Here is an 18,222-nt window from a genome sequence, read left to right on the forward strand (position 1 = left end):
TTTTTCATCACATAAGCCATTTAATGAAAACGCTACTGATTGCCAAACGCCAACGATTACTGGCCCTGACTGTTTTGAGTTTGGGCCTTGTACCGATCATTATCTTGGGACAACATATCGACCTGTTCTCTCGTGTCTCCGATGCAAACGGATTACTCTTTTCACTGCTCACCGACTCAGCAGGCAGCAAAGGCTTCATCATTACGCTTATCGCCTTTTCCCTACTGGCCTTATCGAAAACAATAACAAGGGCTGCGGTAGTAAAACAAATGCCTATTTTGGTTCTATTGCTCTTACTCAGTTTTGTCGGTAAATCTGCTCTCAAACTCGGGACCGAAGTACCTCGCCCCTATACGGAAGTCATCAGCACACACCAACTGATTGATTCGCCCGGTGCTTTCTATCAGTTAAGCCGACTGCAACAAAACGAGGTCATAAAACGCCTTGATGGTGAAGTGAGTCAATGGCGACTTCAACATTGGTTAGGAGAAACTGACTATTCTTTCCCTTCAGGTCACACTCTATTTGCAAGCCTTTGTGTTGCTTTCTTTGGTGGTATTTTTCTTAACCAAAAACGCTATTTGGCTTTGACGTTGACGCTCACTTGGGCAATAGCTGTGGCATACAGCCGCTTGTGGTTGGGTATGCACCACCCAGCCGATCTCTATGGCTCATTGGCATTTATCTTCTTGATGGTCTTGCTTCTACCCCACTCGCTACCACTGCCTGAGTACATTGAGAAAACTTTGTTGGATAAGGGCATCATCGCTTCCGACGAAAACTCAAAGAGGCAAGATTAGGCAAACGGTAGAAATGGGGATCAATAATGAAGCGGTAAAATGACAAAAACTGAATAGTGTTCAAAATGGGAGAGAAAAGAAGGTCGATTGGTAAAAGTAGGACAACCAAGCGACCAAAAGCTATTTAAGCTAAGTTAGTTTTACAACCAAAGCATAGAAAGTGTTGTCTGTGAGGACCAACTCACTTAGACGGGGTCATTATAGCGACACGAATTGGAAAAGAAAGAAATAAAACCTATCATCCGTTATTTACTGTTTTTTTTGTGATATTGACATAAGGAATAATAGGCTATTTATTGCAAAGAACACTTTCCTTTAAAGCTCAGCATATCGGGCAGCTAATATGGACGATTGCGTAACCTATCGCCATATAGAGCGCCTTCTCTACTTCTTCTTGATCTCCTGAAATTCGGCTCATTAACGACTGTCGCCCTTCTGCACTGCAAATCATTTCACCAACATTTTGGATCAGATTTCTAAACATACGGTCTTCGTTCACTGCCTTCACCCAAGAGCTGTAAAACTCGTCAGGTGATGAGAACTCAAGTGCTTGAACAATCTGTTCAACAGCTTTCGGCTTCAGCTCACCTAATAATTCTTCTTTACGCTTAAAATGGCCATTAACGCAGGAACGACTCACCCCTGTTTTTTCTGCAATTCTGCTGTAGGTGAGATGCTCATACCCTTCCAACAGGAGTATTTTAAATGAGGCATCAACGATGGCTTGACGTGTTTTTTTGGCCGTAGCTTGACTAACTCTTGGCATAATCCCCTCCTGCTAAAAGCAGGCAAATCCTATCGCTTCCCTTACGTTGGCTCAAGGTCCTAACAACAAAAAGTGGTCCGACTTTAGCGGAATCCTTTCACATATCATCCGTTATTATTATTATCAATAAGGCTCAAAAAGCACAAGAAACAATCGATATGCATCAATTATTGATACCAATAAATCTAGACAATATCATTTTATAACCACCTCGCCACCCCAAAAATAGAAGATAACATCCTATATTAATCATCCAGGATCAACCCATTTGTTTAATGAATACTAACTTTATCAGTACATATAAAAAATCCCTCACAAAAAGGTGAAGGATTGAATGAAGATATCAAATGTTCAATGATGTTGAGTTGTCAGCACTGCTTAGTCAAAGATCTCGCATCAATATTTCAAACTCTTCTTGAGCGTCTTCAACAAGATGTCGTAATTCTTGCGCGTCTGCCTTCTCAAGCATCATTTTCCAAGGCGAACTTAGCTTTTGGCACTCGATGACCACACCATGGCTATGACTGGAGAAAGACAAATGCTCAAAATCAGCAACGTAGTGTTTCTGTTCTCCCATCATCTCAACATCAAGCTGACCAACAGGATTGATTTCAACGTGCGCATATTGCTCTGGCTTGGTGCTGACCCGATATTCCCTATGTACCGTAATCATGATTCCCTCCAAACATTTTTGTAGCAACCCAACGTTAGTGTAGAAGAGAAAAACACAACCCAAAGAGAAATCACCCCTTATGTTGATCCAAGTTAAGAAAGCCCCAACTAATGCGCTATTCGATATAGCAACTCACCGTAAGGAGAAAATCAGCCTAAAACTTGCTGTTTAATGATGTGCATAACCCCAGCCTCACGATTACTTGGCGCTTCAAATCGTGCTATTTGCTTGACCGTTTCGTGAGCATTCGCCATCGCATAGGAATGGTAGCTCTGTTTTAGCATTTCAACGTCGTTGAGATAGTCACCAAAACTCATCGTCTGCTCGTAGGTGAAACCCAACGATTGTTGCAAGTACTTAATCGCCGACCCTTTCGACGCCTCGGCATTCATAACGTCGAGCCAAATCTTCGCGCTGATCACCACCTGATGCGTTTGACCAAATGCAGCATTCATTGTTGGAAAAATCTTTTCTTGTGAGCCTTCGAAATGACAAATAGCGACTTTGATAAAAGGTCCTTTTACCTCGAGCAAATCGGGCACTGACTGACAACGGTGGTAATATTTGCTGATCTCTTGCAAAGCACGCGAATCGTCTGTTTCAACGTAAGCAGAATCTTTGCCACACAAAACGATATGAGCGCCTTTGACTGAACGCGCAGCTTGAATAATCTCAACGATGTCATGATCATCAATCACACAACTGTAAAGCTCTTTGTCTTGATGCATCACCAAAGTGCCATTTTCAGCAATAAACATCATTTGATCTTTGATGGGTTTGAAGGTCTCAAGCAAACTATAGTATTGGCGTCCAGAAGCGGCCGAGAAAAGTATTCCTCGCTCATCAAGCGCCTGGAAAAGTTCAAAAAACATCGGGTCTAAATGGCCCGATTCGTCTAACAAGGTACCGTCCATATCGGCAGCAATAAATTTGATTTCTGGTAACGACATTTCATTCAAGCTCAAATGGATAAAAACGCTGTCATGTGAACAGAAATTAGCTCAAATGTACAGAGCACGTAGGGTAGCGTGCTTACTGCTAAAGTGTCTTACTCAATGAATAGACGCTACCTAAACAAAGGGAGCATGCGCTTAAATTCAGCCGTTTTTCCATCTTTTAGTAGTTCGAACAAGCACATTTCCACCCCCGTCAAAGCGATGCCATTGGCTTCAAATTTTCTCAATGCTAAGGCTTTGTTCTGCGGATCTCGAGACGATACCCCATCACATACAATATGGGCTTCAAAGCCTTGCTGCTTTAAGTCCATTGCCGTTTGATAGACACAAATGTGCGCTTCAATGCCGCATAGTAACCACTGCTCTACTTTGCACGCTTGGATGGCATTGCAGATAGCTGCTGTACCGCATCCAGAAAAAGTCGATTTATGCAATGGTTCAAGCCCCTGCAACGCATTGGCGATAGGCGCAACCGTAGCACCTAAGTTTTCAGGGATTTGTTCCAACCAGATGATGGGCAGACCCAAAATTTTTGCCCCTTCAATCAACTTAGTGATGTTGGTGATCATCTGTTCACTTTGATCCACCATCTGCGCCAGTTTCCCTTGCACATCCACTACAATTAGCCCAGTTTTTTCTTTCTCTAGCATGCTGACCTCTATCCATCCAACCCGTCTGTTTGCTTTCACTATAGCTTGCTTTTCAGTTGCCTACATCACGACCAAAGGCCAATAAGAGCTGTGCATAAATCAAACAAACAGACACGCGTGACTTTTCCTGATGCTTTTTCCGCAGTAACATACTTCGGCTGACGTGCTGTATGAGACAGACGTTTAGCTAAATTATTTTTTATTCTCAGGGCGGGGCGAAATTCCCCACCGGCGGTATACCGAATGAGGTGAGCCCGCGAGCGCTCGATTCGTCGAGGTCAGCAGATCTGGTGAGAGGCCAGAGCCGACGGTTATAGTCCGGATGAGAGAGAATGAAACTTCACCAGTGCCCTCTGGCTCTGGTGCATTTCGTTTTGGAAGAAACACTTCCAGCCTCATGCTGCCCTGATTCTGGTGATTATTAGGAGTTAACCATGAATCAGTCATCTCTACTTGCCGAATTTGGCGATCCGATTACTCGCGTTGAAAACGCTTTGCTTGCGCTCAAAGAGGGCCGTGGCGTACTGCTGCTCGATGATGAAGATCGTGAAAACGAAGGCGACATTATCTATTCCGTTGAACACCTTACTAACGCACAAATGGCGTTGATGATTCGCGAATGCAGCGGCATTGTGTGTTTGTGCCTCACCGACGAGCACGCCAACAAGTTGGAACTGCCACCCATGGTCGTTAACAACAACAGTGCCAACCAAACCGCGTTTACCGTCTCCATTGAAGCAAAGCAAGGTGTCACCACAGGTGTTTCTGCACAAGACCGAGTAACCACCATCAAAACCGCGGCCAACCCGTTAGCAAAAGCAGACGACTTAGCGCGCCCGGGTCATGTCTTCCCGTTGCGTGCTCGTCCAGGCGGTGTGTTGGCTCGTCGCGGTCATACCGAAGGCACGGTTGATCTGATGCAAATGGCTGGATTACAACCTGCGGGTGTATTGTGCGAGTTGACCAATCCTGACGGAACCATGGCCAAAACGCCCGAGATTATTGCCTTCGGCAAGCAGCACAATATGCCAGTGCTCACCATTGAAGACATGGTGATGTACCGCAATCAGTACGATCTCAAATTGGCGTAAAATACCTTCAAAGATACTGTATGAATAAGGCCAGCGTTGCTGGCCTTCGCGGTTCTTTCTGCTTTACAGTGTCAGCAGATAATTCACCAATTCATTGTATTCTTGAATTGTCGTGATTTTGTCTGCTTTCACGATGTACTTGTTATTTACGATCACGCCCGGAACACCCGTTAAGGTACTTTCCTTAAACTGCTTATCAAAACGCTTTTGCATCGAGTTAACAGCAAAGCTGTTGTAAGCCGCATCGTATTTCTTGGCATCAACACCATTATCGATGAAGAGTTGACGCAACTCAGCTTCCGTTTGTGGTGCTTTGCGTTTTTCGTGGATTTGCGTGAACATCGCCGGAACCATGGTTTTTTCTGCATCCAGCGACACCATGGTGGCGTACGCTTTGGCGACAGGAACCCCCATCTCGCCTCCCATAAAGGAAACATGCACTTTCTCAAATCTTGCCTCTTCAGGCAGAGATTTCTTCATGCTTTCCACCACACCCTCAAAGCGGTAACAGTGTGGGCAGTAGAAAGAGAAATATTCCGTCACGACAGGTTTCTGCGATTTGGCGGTAGGTAATACCGTGTAATGAGTGCCTTGCTCAAATTTCGCTGCATAAGCCGATACACTCAGCAAAAGCGCTGAGAGCATGAAAACAAATTTTTTGATCATGTTAATACCTTGAATAATCGAATTGTGGTTATAAATTTCCGAACATTAGACAAGGGAAGAAATCGGAGGGCGAAAGCGCTCTTCTTGCATCGAAGTTGCTTTGGCAGATTGATCTTTCGACATCAATGCCAAGGAATAGTCTTGTTGAAAAGCCCCGTGATTGCCTTTTGATGCGGGCATTTTACCAATGCAAACCGAATGGCAACCATGAGAGGGTTGCTGACTTTCCAACTGAATTTCATGATGAACGTCTGGGCAGTTGGACTCCTGCACGTGTTCCACCGCTTCAGAAGAGAGCAACACCGTATTTTTGACGATTTCTGTCGATGCCAATAGCGTCAGCATCAAAGCCAACACCATCACAAACGGCATTTTTAAAATCGAATACAAAAGTGATCTCTCCTTGGGTTCCAGCGTTGGCATTAGAGTAACAACAAAAATCCAGACAACAAAAGCTTATCAGCAAACAACTCAGTAAGACTCTCTCTCTGCCTATCAGTTCCCTATGCCTATCACGATCTTTACGAACAAGCTTCGGTAACTTGCAAACGCTATGAAACAGGAGTAATACTTATGCCGTTGTTATGAGAAATATAAGGATATTGTTATGTTAAAAAAACGCTTTTTCAAAACCAAAGACGAAGTTGAAGTGACGTTTGAGGTTCAACAAGAAAACTGGGAAAGCGCGCACGTTGTTGGGGAGTTTAACAACTGGAAGCCAGAGCCTATGACTTTGGTGAAAAAAAGTGGCTTATTTAAATTCAAGACGCGCCTGCCGAAAGAACAAAAAGTGGAGTTCCGCTATCTGTTCAATCAAAACCAATGGGGTAACGATCCGCAGGCTGATGGCTATGTTGCCAACAGTTTTGGTAGCGACAATGGTTTCGTCTTGACCAGCGAATAATGGCCAATCAATGGCCACTCTATCGAGTTGAAAGGCGCAAAATGCGCCTTTTTTCATTGAGTTTTTGCTCAGTCACTCTACTATGCAAAACACGGTAAGGAGAGCCGAATAAACAACAAAGGAAATGCAATGTACTGGATTGTCACCAAATACTTAATCACCGCCGCGATCGTGGTGTTTATTTCTGAGGTCGCCAAACGCAGTGACAAAGCGGGCGCGCTTATCGCCGCTCTCCCCACCGTGACCATTCTCGCGCTGATTTGGATGCACCTTGAAGGACAAGGTAATGATAAGTTGACGAATCACGCCTACTACACATTTTGGTATGTGCTCCCTACGCTTCCCATGTTTCTGATTTTTCCGTATCTCATGGAACGATTTAGCTTCTGGATTTCCTTATTCTTTTGCGCACTGATTTCCATCAGTTCCTTTGCCTGCGTGGCTTTCATTGTTAAAAACTTTGGCATCAAACTGACTTAATGCTCTTTTGTAACTGACGAAAATAATCGCTGGTGAACTCGATAAACGTTCGAATGCGCTTAGGTTGATAACGTTCACGATGATACAGCGCAGAGAACGCCACACTTGGAATATGCCAATCCTCAAACACTTCTTGCAGTAAGCCTTGTTCTAGTTCTGGCATACAGTAAAGCGTGGGTACACGAATGATGCCGTTTCCGGCCAAAGCCCCTTTCAGCATCACTCGGCCATTTTTGCAACGCAGTTTCCCACGCACCTGGCAATCTGATGTTTGCTTGGTTTGCCGATGTTGGAAGATCCAGCGCGTCACCGAGCCCGTTAAACAAGCGTGTTTATCCAGTTCTTTCGGATGTTCTGGTCGTCCGTGCGTCGCTAAGTAGTTCGGGCTGGCATAAGTGCCCATTTCCACATCAATCAGCTTGCGGGCGACAAAACCAGAATCTTCCAGTTTGCCCATGCGAAACGCGATATCAAATTCATCCTCAATCAGGTCAACACGATGGCTGCTAAAATCCAAATCCACTCGTACTTGCGGATATTGCTGCATAAACTGACCCACGACCTCCGCAATCACCTCTTCCCCTAAGTAACCGCCCACACAGTTAATCCGGATTTCACCCCGAACGGCTTCAATATCATCCACCGCGGCCAATACCGCTTGATCAATGCTATGCAGCGCCATCTCACACTGAGCAAACAGTGCTTTTCCCGCATCCGTTAATTTGAGCGTGCGCGTGGTTCTGATCAACAACGTCACCCCCATTTGTTTCTCCAGTTGGCTAATTTGGCGAGACACATGCGAGCGTGACACTCCCAGTGCTTCTGCGGCTTTGGTGAAATTGCCAAGTTGTGCGATCAGCACAAAGGAGCGGATATCCGCTAGATTGATCTGTGTTTGCATCGGCGGTTTCTCTTTTCTTTTGATGTTTTATTGTTGCCATATAACAACAGAGTTTCAACTAGATCGATATATATCAACAAAAATTCTTTTCATAAACTACGCATCAACAAGCCAAAACGGCTTTTAAAGAGGATCACAAAATGAAAAAATTAGTCGTTATTACAGGTGCAAGCTCTGGTATTGGTGAAGCCATCGCGCGTCGTTTCAGTGAAGAAGGTCATCCACTGTTACTCTTGGCACGTCGCGTCGAGCGCCTAGAAGCGCTTAATTTGCCAAACACACTTTGTGCTCAAGTGGACGTGACCGATAAAAACACCTTTGATGCTGCGATTACTCGTGCAGAAGAAATCTATGGCCCGGCGGACGTATTAGTAAACAACGCGGGTGTGATGTTACTTGGCCAGATTGACACTCAAGAAGCCAATGAATGGCAACGTATGTTTGATGTTAATGTCCTTGGTTTGCTAAATGGTATGCAAGCGGTGCTAGCGCCAATGAAAGCACGCAACAGCGGCACCATTATTAACATCAGCTCGATCGCAGGTAAGAAAACCTTCCCAGATCACGCGGCATACTGTGGCACCAAATTCGCTGTGCATGCCATTTCTGAAAATGTGCGTGAAGAAGTGGCGGCCTCTAACGTACGTGTCACGACCATCGCACCGGGTGCGGTCGAAACCGAATTGCTTTCACACACCACATCGCAACAAATCAAAGACGGTTACGATGCATGGAAAGTGGATATGGGTGGCGTGTTGGCAGCAGACGATGTCGCGAGAACTGTGTTGTTTGCCTACCAACAACCTCAAAACGTCTGTATTCGTGAAATCGCTCTAGCACCGACCAAGCAGCAGCCATAACCGCTCATGCTTATCACATCACAAAGGCCTGTAACTACGCAGGCCTTTGCCACAATTGCACATTCTGATCCCATCGCTGCGCAATAAAATCAATAAACTGACGCACCACCGGGGTTTGATAACTGCGAGAAAGATAAACAGCCCACAAGGAAGATGAAGGCAAAGTATAGGGGGTAAATAGTGCGACAAGCTTACCCTGTTGCAAAAGCGGATTGGCCAAATCACATGGCAAACGGATCACACCTTTCCCTGCCAGCGCCGCACCTAATAAGGTACTGAGATCATTCGCCCGAATATTGCCTTTTACGGATACTTCTGAGATTTGATTATCGGCAACGAATCGCCATAAGTGGGTACTCAAATGGACTAAGCAATTGTGGTTGGCTAAATCTTCCGGCACGACAATGGGCTCATGTTCATCCAAATACCCCTGTGTCGCACACACGACCGCATCGATATCCATCAGTTTTCTCGCAATTAACGTCTCATCGGGTTGATCGGTATATCGCAAGGCGACGTCTACGCGCTCATCAACCAATTGCGAAAAGCGATCAGAGGCCAAGATGTCAACCATTACAAGCGGATGCAACTCGGTAAATGCACTGACCGCATCAATAAGATGGTGCTGCGAAAAACCAATCGGAGCAGAAATGCGAATCGACCCCGTTAGCGAATCCCGGCTTTGAACCGCATCCAACTCCAAAGCCGCGGCTTCATCTAAAATTCGCTGGCATCGAATAAATGCTTGCTCGCCTGCGTGCGTCAGGCTGACTTTTCGAGTCGTGCGATGCAGCAAACGCTGTTGAAGCCAGCTTTCTACTTCTTGAACATGCCGAGTTACCTGAAGCCGACTTAGCGATAAAGTTTCTGCTGCTTGGGTAAAACTGCGGCAATTAGCCACTTCAATAAAGCTCTTGATGGCGTCGAGTCTGTCCATTTCTATCTCTATTAGATCGATTTATTGAAACAATCTATATCATTTAAGTTTATTTATCCCGATATATCTCATGAGTAGACTCTCTCCATAACGAACCCTCGTAGAACCGGAGAAGAGAAATGAAAATAGCAATATTAGGCGCAACAGGTTGGATCGGCAGTACTCTTGTCAACGAAGCACGCGAACGCGGTCATGATGTGATTGCTATCGCTCGCAATCCCAATGCCATTGAACGCGATGATGTAGAGAGACGTCCATTTGATATTCGCCAGCCACACAACCTGGCGCAAACATTCCAAGATGCCGATTACGTTATTGCCGCCGTTGGTGGCAGAGCAAACAACGATCACAGCATCGTGGCTGAAACCGCTCAATTGTTACTGACGCAGTTGGCCAACGTCGGTGTTAAGCGTCTTTTATGGGTAGGTGGAGCAGGATCTTTGGAAGTTGCACCCGGTGTCAAACTTGTCACCGTGCCAGAGTTTCCTGAAGAATATAAAGCAGAAGCGTTAGCACAATCAGACGCACTGGATCAATTTCGTTCCCTCTCTAGCGACGTTGATTGGACCTTTGTCAGTCCAGCGGCAGAAATTTTTCCGGGAGAGAAACGCCATCACTACCGAGTCGGAGGCGATCAACTGCTCAGCGACGACGAAGGTAAGAGCCAAATTTCCGTGGCAGATTACGCAGCGGCAATGCTCGATGTATTAGAAACGAACCAGTACCTCAATCAGCGTATTGGCGTAGCTTACTAAACTCACCGCCCGTTGCCCCTTCAATTGACCAAGCACACCTGAGCGTATTAAGCGCTCAGGTGTGCGCCTCATTGTCTGTTGCCCCTTCAAGATCATGACAAAGTCATACAAAACGACGACATTGATTTTGTGCCCATTCTGATAACCTCCTGCTGTCAATCTCCTTGGTGGTCATTTATATTTGAAAAGGTGAAGTGAGTCGTATAACTTCTCGTTTCATATCAGTACTTCTGATGACGTACTCAATATAACAACAAAACAAAGCATAGAATGACACCATGGTAGAAGACCAGAAGTTGATCATTGTTGAAGATGACATCAAGCTCCAACAGATGTTAAGTGACTATTTTATGTCACAAGGATTTTCAGTGATCACCGTTGATAATGGCACGGATGCGCCTGAAATGATCCTCAACGAAAAGCCTGCACTCGTCCTGCTTGACCTGATGTTACCTGGTCAAGATGGGTTGAGCGCGTGTCGACAAATTCGCGACGCCTATAATGGAAAAATCCTGATGTTAACCGCCAGCGATGACGATTTCGATCACGTGGCTGCGTTGGAAATTGGCGCGGATGACTTTGTCAATAAACCCATTAAACCACGCGTTTTGCTGGCTCGGGTGAGGATGCTACTGAGACGACCAGATGTGGCCGTTAACCAAGACGCCAACAACTGCCGATACGGTGCGCTGAAACTCAATCGTATTCGTCGAGAGTGCCAACTGGCCGATCAAACCATCAATTTAACCGATGGCGAGTTTGATTTGCTCTGGCTGCTGGCCACGTCAGCAGAACAAGTGCTGTCGCGCGAATCTTTGACCAAGGCTTTGCGAGGCATCGAATACGATGGCGTGGATCGCACCATTGACAATCGTGTGGTCACATTGAGGAAAAAACTCAACGATACCACCACACCACCAAAGAAAATTCTCACGGTTCGAGGCAAGGGCTATATGTTTATGCCAGACACATGGAATGAATAAACACCGAAAATGAAGCGCATTTATCTGGAAGCCTTTTTTGGCCTGATTCTTTTGTTTTTTGCCACATTGTGGGGCTACGAGGTTATCGTCTATCAGTTAAATACCGACTACGATCGTTTACTGACAGAATTCGAGATCAATGCGTTTCATGATCTACTAACGCCGCTATATCAGGAAAAAGGCCAAGCCTATTTCACCGAAGCGATGGAAAATTACGCCGAAGCCACGCGTTCTATTTTAACCATCTACGAGCAAAAGCAGCTGCCAAAAGAGATTGCTGCGGTTTTTGTTGATCCTGCAATGCTGGTTTATCTGGATGATGATTTTGATGTTTGGATGCGCTTTTCCGCCAACTCGACCATCTATCACTTAGAAGAAGATCTGCAATCACCGTTAAGGCAAGCCATCGATTTTAGCGGTAATTTAGTTTGGGTGTTCTTCATTATCGGCTTTGCTATCTATTGCGTCATTTTGATTTGGTTTCTAAGTCGCCGAGTTCGTGAGTTAGAACGCGTGACATTGGCCTTTGCATCGGGTGATTTGTCCGCGCGAGCCCGTACCACCGCCCGGTATTCCGTCGGCTCCTTGAACAAAAGCTTCAACGTCATGGCGGATAAGATCGCCAATCTGATCACCAGCAACAAGGTTTTGACTAATGCTGTGGCTCATGAGCTACGCACACCCATTTTTCGTCTGCAATGGCAAGCCGATTTACTTGCCGACTCGCCACTCAACGAGAAGCAACAAAAATCGGTTTCCAGCATGGTGGAAGACATTGATGAAATGGAAGCCATGGTAGAAGAGATGCTCTACTACGCAAAAATGGAAAGGCCCGAAGCTCAGTTGCACACACAGGCGATTTCTCTCCAGCCTTGGTGTGAAACCCTCGTGAGAAAATGGCAGAGCGAAACCTATCATCCCATCCATTTGCAGATCGAGAGCTGTTGTGATCAAGTCAATGTTGATCCTCACCTTGTGAAAAGAGCGCTCGACAATTTGGTGCGTAATGCGATGCGCTACACCCAAACACAAGTTCGCATTCAAGTGACACACACTGCCGAGCAGTTGGAATTTCAAGTACACGATGATGGCAAAGGCGTCGCCGAACAAGATTGGCCTTACCTGTTCGATGCCTTTTACAGCGCCGACAAATCGCGTAACAAATCCACCAGCGGTTATGGCTTGGGATTGGCGATCGTCAAACAGATTTGCCAGATTCACAACGGCAGTGCACACGTTGCCCATAGCCCGCTGGGCGGTGCCTGCTTCATCATTCGTTTTTCCCTCTAACACAGAATGATGCCCTCGGCATCATTCACCTTACCAATCTTACAAAGCGCGACAATTCATTACACGTGCGTGACTGATTTCCATAATAAAACGCTGTACATTTCAACCTAGTCATTGACAGAAGTGATAACAAGGACAACTTTACGTTGTGATTCTTACGTTACTGGTGCCGAAACGCGCAGTTGACGAGCTTAATCTTTCCCAACGCCTCTATTTTCACTTCTTTTCACATTTGCTTGACGAGCGTTGAAGTCGCTTAGCGACCGCTAACTACTCATTTGCCACAACCAGCTTTGAGCTTCCCATTAATAACAAGTAGTAGGGTTATATTTTGAAACCAGGAAAAACAGGTATTCGTCGTATTGTCGACGCAACGGGCTATTCAATGAAAGGCTTGAAAGCCGCATGGATTAACGAGGCTGCTTTTCGTCAGGAAATTCTTCTGACCGCCGCGCTAACCATCACCGCGTTCTTCCTCCCAGTGACGACCATTGAGCGAATTCTCATGGTTTCTAGCTTATTGTTGGTGGTTATTGTTGAGCTGATCAACTCTGCGGTAGAAGCCGTCGTAGACCGCATTAGTGACGATTGGCATGAACTCAGCGGCCGAGCGAAAGACATCGGCTCTGCTGCCGTCTTCGTCGCCTTAGCACTGGCGCTGTTTGTTTGGGCGAGTGTATTGCTGTGACCACAATGAATCGAATCAAAACCTTGTTTAATCGTGAATGCTCTTACACCACATTCACTTTGGTGCTGGCGATCTATTTCGCCACCATCGTTAATTTGCCGATTTACAAAGAACTGTTCAGCATCATTAGCCACCTTGACTCTGTCAAGGTGGGTTTTGTAATTTCAGTCCCTATCTTCTTCCTTGCGGCATTGAACTTCTTGTTCAACTTATTCAGTTGGCCTTGGCTAAGTAAGCCTTTCTTTGCGGTGCTGCTTCTGCTCTCTGCGATGGTAAGCTATGCCGGCTACAACTATGGCACTTTGTTTGATTACGGCATGATTGCCAACATCATGGAAACAGACAGCAGCGAAGCAGGATCATACCTCAGCACATATTCTGTCATCTGGACCTTGTTGATGGGCGTAGTACCTGCGCTGTTGGTGTGCAAACTGAATTTGAGCCTATCAGGCTCTACGCTGCACATGGTGGCGAAGAAAGCAGCGAGTATGCTCGCTTCTTTGGCCGTGATCGCGGTGATTGCAGGCCTTTATTACCAAGATTACGCATCTATTGGGCGAAACAATACCCATCTGAAAAAGATGATCATCCCGACTCAGTATGTGTACAGTGCCACAAAGTATGTTCGCGATACCTACTTTTCCACACCGCAGCCCTACCGCCAATTGGGCCTTGATGCCAAACAGTCAGAACAGGCTCTACAACAAGCGGAGCAAAAGCCGACCTTGCTGGTTTTTGTCGTCGGTGAAACGGCACGTTCGCAAAACTACCAAGCGAACGGTTATGCCCGTCCTACGAACCAATACACCAACGAATTGGGCATGATCTCATTCCAAGATGTCAGCTCATGTGGTACCGCAACCGCAGTCTCCGTACCATGTATGTTCTCTAACATGACACGCTCAAACTTTGACCGCCCAACAGCAGACAATCAAGATAATGCACTGGACATCTTAAACCGTGCAGGTGTGTCACTTCTGTGGAAAGAAAATGACGGTGGCGACAAAGATGTGGCGAAAAACATTCCTCTGTTTACCGTCGATCGCTCTCGTAAAGATGCGCTTTGTAATGGCAGCACCTGCTATGACATGGCGTTACTGGAAAACTTCGAGCAGGATGTCGAGAATCTAAAGGGTAACCGTGTGTTGGCACTCCATTTGATTGGCAGCCACGGCCCAACGTATTTCCAACGTTATCCGAAAGACAAAGCGGCCTTTATGCCCGATTGTCCGCGTGCCGACATCGAAAACTGTTCGGTAGAACAGATCGTCAACACTTACGACAACACCATTCTCTATACCGATTATGTACTGAGCCAAACTATCAATAAGCTCAAGGCACTTGAGGAGCGTTACAACACGGCGCTGATTTACGTTTCTGACCACGGGGAATCTCTTGGCGAGAATGGTTTGTTCCTACATGGCATGCCTTACAGTTTAGCCCCGGAATACCAAACAAAAGTACCGCTGATGCTTTGGATGTCACCGGGTTTTGCCCAGGCAAAACAGATCAATGCTGACTGCCTTAAGCAGCAAGCCAAGCAAACCGATACCTACTCGCATGATTACATTTTCCATTCACTGCTCGGCGTGATGGATGTGAGTACCAGTGAGTACGATGCGACCCTTGATCTCTTTATGCAGTGTCGTGCTCAATAAGGACAAATAAAGAGCAATATTATACTAGGGGCCTAAATTGGCCCCCTTTGTTTTATGACGTTTTTATTTGGCTTACCCGCTTCTCGTTCATCTCAGATTAATCTAGTCTATGGATACTCAACGCTTCATTTCACTGGGTTTAGGAACACATATGCGAACTCTCGGAAATATTATTTGGTTTTTGTTTGGCGGCGTTTTTATGGGGCTCGCTTGGTGGTTTTTCGGCATTTTGGCTTTTATCAGTATCATCGGGATCCCGTGGGGAAGAGCGTGCTTCGTCATCGGTAATTTCTCCTTCTTTCCTTTTGGTTCAGAGGCGGTCTATCGTGACGAACTGACCAATAAGCGCGATATTGGCACAGGACCACTAGGGCTCATTGGCAACGTGATTTGGTTCTTGGTCGCAGGCGTGTGGCTGGCCATTGGTCATATTCTCTCTGCTGTAGCGTGTTTTATTACCATCATTGGTATTCCATTCGCGCTGCAACATCTCAAACTGGCGGTGATCTCACTGGCACCGATTGGCCAAACCATCGTGCCGGTCGAAGTGGCGGAAGCTGCGCGATACCACAACCGCAGCCGATAATAAGATTGCAGCCAGTGCTCAAAAAAACACCTTTGTGACACTGACGACAAAAACACCTTCTTTTTTAGAAGGTGTTTTTTTATACACCTGCCCATTTCGTGACCGGCTAGATGCTTTGTATAACAAAAGTGGCCAATCGTTGTGATTCCGATCTCTCATCCTTTTATCTCCTCCTCAATTTCACGTTAAGAGGCTGATTATATTAATTAATTATTCATCAATACTTGGATAAAAATCTAACAAGGAAATCAACGTGAAACTGGCACTGACAACGCTCCCATTGGCTATAACCACCGCTTTACTCATTGGTTGTAATACTTCCTCTAACATTGAGATACCGGTTATCGACAACCCATACCGCTGCGACATATTCGCAACGGAGCAAGCCGATGACTTACGTATCTATCAGGTGATGGTGGAGAGCTTTGTCAACGGCGATGATCAAATTGGCCATGGCACTGGTTATGGAACCAGTCATCACCAAGGCGATATTCAAGGGATTATTGATTCGCTCGATTACATTCAATCTTTGGGTATGAATGGCATTTGGCTGACGCCGATTTTCAATTCCGAGCCTAAAGCAGGGCAAGACCATTGGGCAGATCGCCTTGATGCCACTGGCTACTTTGCCACCAATTACTTCGAGGTCGATCCGCGTTTTGGCACGATGCAAGACGCTAAACGTTTGGTCGAAGAAGCGCATGCCCGTGGCTTGTACGTGTTCTTTGATGGCGTATTTGGTCATCACAAAGGCAATGTAGCGGCATCCCCCACAGGCAAGCTGCCTGCAGGAAGCAACAACCCGGTCGACTATCCAGAGAGCCTCGCCTTCTATCAAGAAGTGGCCGAATTTTGGATCAAAGAGTTGAAGATTGATGGTTGGCGTTTAGACCAAGCCTATCAAGTACCAAAAGAGGCTTGGGTGGAGATTCGCAAAACGGTAGATAACGCTTCTAAAGCCGTGACGTACACCAACAGCAAAGGCGAAACCGTCAATCCGCTTGGATACATGGTGGCGGAAATCTGGGCGGGAGAAAACCGCATCATTGAAACCGGCTATGGCAGCAATGAAAGTCCGGCCCTTTGCTCCGCGTTTGATTTTCCGGTCCGCTACCGTTTGGTAGAGACTTTTGGTGTGAATGAAGCGGGTGTTGGCGGTAAATCGGGACAATGGCTAGCAGAAGGCATGAATCTCCATGGGCTTTATCCTGAGCATGCCCAACCGAATCTGATGATCGGCAACCACGACCTGGTTCGCTTTGGCGACCTCCTACAGCGTGGCAATATTGCTCAGCCACAAGACGAAGAGTATTGGCTACGACACAAAGCGGTGTTTGCTTTTCAAGCCGCGTATACCGGCCCTATCACTTTCTATTACGGTGACGAAATCGGTGACCAAGTCGATAACTTCGCAACAAAAGTGGAACTAGATTGTGCGGTCAAAGGCTTATGCGATGATCACGTTGCGCGCTCAAGTGGCAAAATTGAAGGTGTGACAGCGACCCTGAATGCCAACGAGCAAGAGCTCAAACACTACGTCAAACGTTTGATGGAGATGAGAGCGGCACATCCTGCACTCTCCAAAGGAAAACGAGTGAATCTGCTCGCGGATGCGAAAACCTATTCAGACCACAAAAGCACCGATGATGAAACCATCATCTACGTGGCAAACATCAGTAAGAACTTGCAACACGTATCGCTCGATGCCATCCAAGCCGGCTCTGAGGGCAGCTTAACAGACCTCATCAATGACGAAGAAATCACACTGACCGACGGTCAATATCAGATTACTTTGGCCCCATTAGAAGCACGCTTCCTCAAAGTCAATCTGCCTTCTGCTGCAGGCCCAACGAAAAAAACAGCGGCTTCAACCAGTGGCGTGGGTGAGGGGTTTATGGCGCAATGTGACAACCCTAGCGTCAATGAATCAGGCCCATTGAAGCAAACTCTTTATGTGGTCGGCGATTTCAGCGATTCCGGCTGGCAACACCAAACGCATCGTCAATTCGACTACAAAGGCAGCGGCGTCTATCAAGTCGTGACCACGGAGAAACCCGGTAGCTACCGCATGCAATATGCCACAAAAACTTGGGAACCACAGTTTACCGCAACGGGACAGAGTTTGATGCTTGGCCAAGAGAGTGCACTCAGCTACGGTGGCTATGGCAAAGACACTACCATTACCATCATGGATGAAGGTCTTTATGTGTGGAGTTTACAGTTTAACGAACAAGGAGCGCCATTGAACATGATGGCATCAAAATGTGCTGAGTAACGCCAACTCGGCGGCATAGAGCTGGGCACCACTGCCCGCTAGTTTGGGATGCTTTAACAAGCATCCCTTTTTTTCATTGTGATTAGGACGAGCTCACACCCATGCCAACAGAATTGTGAAGTCGGTTAAAAAACAGGGCGGGAGCATACTTTGGTGGATTTATAACCCCAAGAAGACTCTTGCCCTATAATCATCGTTCCAACCCGCTTTCTTCATCTTCACTTTTTGGCTCGGAGCACCACAGTCGCATTGCTTGAGCATATTCATGACAAAACGTCTAAACAACGCGATGTTTTCAACAGC

20 protein-coding genes, 1 pseudogene and 1 riboswitch are annotated in these 18,222 nt (G+C 46.3%); of the genes and pseudogenes, 12 read left to right on the top strand and 9 right to left on the bottom strand.

Translation table 11 applies throughout. From position 1 onward, the window contains the following. The first annotated feature begins 23 nt into the window (after positions 1-23). Positions 24-800, top strand: coding sequence for a phosphatase PAP2 family protein (locus FC652_RS17635; RefSeq protein WP_176299604.1), 777 nt, complete (start codon positions 24-26; stop codon positions 798-800). A gap of 322 nt (positions 801-1,122) precedes the next feature. Here the strand turns inward: FC652_RS17635 and FC652_RS17640 are convergent, their stop codons facing one another. From FC652_RS17640 to FC652_RS17655, 4 genes are all read right to left on the bottom strand, one after another. Continuing rightward, positions 1,123-1,566 carry a TetR/AcrR family transcriptional regulator gene (locus FC652_RS17640; protein WP_176299605.1) on the bottom strand — a complete coding sequence of 148 codons (444 nt, stop codon included), beginning with the start codon at positions 1,564-1,566 and terminating at the stop codon, positions 1,123-1,125. A 382-nt stretch (positions 1,567-1,948) separates the two neighbouring features. Next, complete coding sequence (locus tag FC652_RS17645) at positions 1,949-2,239, bottom strand: hypothetical protein (RefSeq protein ID WP_176299606.1); 291 nt, start codon at positions 2,237-2,239, stop codon at positions 1,949-1,951. A 149-nt stretch (positions 2,240-2,388) separates the two neighbouring features. Further along, positions 2,389-3,189 (bottom strand): HAD family hydrolase, encoded by an 801-nt coding sequence (locus FC652_RS17650; protein ID WP_176299607.1) that lies wholly within the window; start codon positions 3,187-3,189, stop codon positions 2,389-2,391. A gap of 116 nt (positions 3,190-3,305) precedes the next feature. Continuing rightward, a complete protein-coding gene (locus tag FC652_RS17655) occupies positions 3,306-3,845 on the bottom strand; it encodes a hydrolase (protein WP_176299608.1) in 540 nt (179 codons plus the stop codon). Positions 3,846-4,042: 197 nt separating this feature from the next. Further along, positions 4,043-4,183, top strand: a riboswitch (FMN riboswitch). Between the two features lie 96 nt (positions 4,184-4,279). Here FC652_RS17655 and ribB point away from each other — a divergent pair. Continuing rightward, entirely contained in the window at positions 4,280-4,936 is a 657-nt protein-coding gene (gene ribB / locus FC652_RS17660) for a 3,4-dihydroxy-2-butanone-4-phosphate synthase (protein WP_017791512.1), read from the top strand. 63 nt (positions 4,937-4,999) lie between these two features. Here ribB and FC652_RS17665 read toward each other — a convergent pair whose 3' ends face one another. Together FC652_RS17665 and FC652_RS17670 are read right to left on the bottom strand one after the other, a co-directional pair. Continuing rightward, positions 5,000-5,599: a thiol:disulfide interchange protein DsbA/DsbL gene (locus tag FC652_RS17665; RefSeq protein ID WP_173652436.1), complete on the bottom strand. Its 600-nt coding sequence runs from the start codon at positions 5,597-5,599 to the stop codon at positions 5,000-5,002. A 48-nt stretch (positions 5,600-5,647) separates the two neighbouring features. Next, on the bottom strand, positions 5,648-5,992 hold the full coding sequence (locus tag FC652_RS17670) for a hypothetical protein (RefSeq protein WP_255199183.1): 345 nt from the start codon (positions 5,990-5,992) through the stop codon (positions 5,648-5,650). A 217-nt stretch (positions 5,993-6,209) separates the two neighbouring features. Between FC652_RS17670 and FC652_RS17675 the strand changes: the two genes are divergently transcribed. Together FC652_RS17675 and FC652_RS17680 are read left to right on the top strand one after the other, a co-directional pair. Beyond that, a complete protein-coding gene (locus FC652_RS17675; RefSeq protein WP_176299609.1) occupies positions 6,210-6,506 on the top strand; it encodes an isoamylase early set domain-containing protein in 297 nt (98 codons plus the stop codon). A gap of 129 nt (positions 6,507-6,635) precedes the next feature. Further along, complete coding sequence (locus FC652_RS17680; protein WP_176299610.1) at positions 6,636-6,986, top strand: DUF3147 family protein; 351 nt, start codon at positions 6,636-6,638, stop codon at positions 6,984-6,986. Here FC652_RS17680 and FC652_RS17685 read toward each other — a convergent pair. Continuing rightward, positions 6,973-7,887 (bottom strand): LysR family transcriptional regulator, encoded by a 915-nt coding sequence (locus FC652_RS17685; protein ID WP_176299611.1) that lies wholly within the window; start codon positions 7,885-7,887, stop codon positions 6,973-6,975. The genes FC652_RS17680 and FC652_RS17685 overlap by 14 nt on opposite strands. Before the next feature lie 140 nt (positions 7,888-8,027). Here FC652_RS17685 and FC652_RS17690 point away from each other — a divergent pair, with 140 nt between their 5' ends. Next, positions 8,028-8,747, top strand: a complete 720-nt coding sequence (locus FC652_RS17690; RefSeq protein WP_130341491.1) for an SDR family oxidoreductase — start codon at positions 8,028-8,030, stop codon at positions 8,745-8,747. Between the two features lie 34 nt (positions 8,748-8,781). Here the strand turns inward: FC652_RS17690 and FC652_RS17695 are convergent, their stop codons facing one another. Continuing rightward, positions 8,782-9,684: a LysR family transcriptional regulator gene (locus FC652_RS17695; RefSeq protein ID WP_176299612.1), complete on the bottom strand. Its 903-nt coding sequence runs from the start codon at positions 9,682-9,684 to the stop codon at positions 8,782-8,784. Positions 9,685-9,803: 119 nt separating this feature from the next. On the opposite strand from FC652_RS17695, the gene FC652_RS17700 reads away from it, so the two are divergent. The 7 genes from FC652_RS17700 to FC652_RS17730 all read left to right on the top strand — a co-directional run bounded on the left by FC652_RS17700 (position 9,804) and on the right by FC652_RS17730 (position 17,919). Beyond that, positions 9,804-10,439 carry an NAD(P)-dependent oxidoreductase gene (locus FC652_RS17700; protein ID WP_176299613.1) on the top strand — a complete coding sequence of 212 codons (636 nt, stop codon included), beginning with the start codon at positions 9,804-9,806 and terminating at the stop codon, positions 10,437-10,439. Between the two features lie 278 nt (positions 10,440-10,717). Continuing rightward, positions 10,718-11,422: a response regulator gene (locus FC652_RS17705; RefSeq protein WP_176299614.1), complete on the top strand. Its 705-nt coding sequence runs from the start codon at positions 10,718-10,720 to the stop codon at positions 11,420-11,422. Between the two features lie 9 nt (positions 11,423-11,431). Further along, on the top strand, positions 11,432-12,712 hold the full coding sequence (locus FC652_RS17710) for an ATP-binding protein (protein WP_176299615.1): 1,281 nt from the start codon (positions 11,432-11,434) through the stop codon (positions 12,710-12,712). Positions 12,713-13,043: 331 nt separating this feature from the next. After that, entirely contained in the window at positions 13,044-13,400 is a 357-nt protein-coding gene (locus tag FC652_RS17715) for a diacylglycerol kinase (protein WP_011082289.1), read from the top strand. Between the two features lie 5 nt (positions 13,401-13,405). After that, the gene (locus FC652_RS17720; protein ID WP_176299616.1) at positions 13,406-15,058 is read left to right on the top strand and encodes a phosphoethanolamine transferase; all 1,653 of its coding nucleotides are present in this window, start codon (positions 13,406-13,408) and stop codon (positions 15,056-15,058) included. Positions 15,059-15,209: 151 nt separating this feature from the next. Further along, the gene (locus tag FC652_RS17725) at positions 15,210-15,644 is read left to right on the top strand and encodes a YccF domain-containing protein (RefSeq protein WP_011151663.1); all 435 of its coding nucleotides are present in this window, start codon (positions 15,210-15,212) and stop codon (positions 15,642-15,644) included. Between the two features lie 253 nt (positions 15,645-15,897). After that, the gene (locus FC652_RS17730) at positions 15,898-17,919 is read left to right on the top strand and encodes an alpha-amylase family glycosyl hydrolase (RefSeq protein ID WP_176299617.1); all 2,022 of its coding nucleotides are present in this window, start codon (positions 15,898-15,900) and stop codon (positions 17,917-17,919) included. Positions 17,920-18,078: 159 nt separating this feature from the next. Here FC652_RS17730 and FC652_RS17735 read toward each other — a convergent pair. Then, positions 18,079-18,222 (bottom strand): annotated as a pseudogene (locus FC652_RS17735) (ISAs1 family transposase); the annotation flags it as partial.

This window comes from Vibrio sp. 05-20-BW147 (assembly GCF_013369385.1).
Lineage (GTDB): Bacteria > Pseudomonadota > Gammaproteobacteria > Enterobacterales > Vibrionaceae > Vibrio > Vibrio floridensis.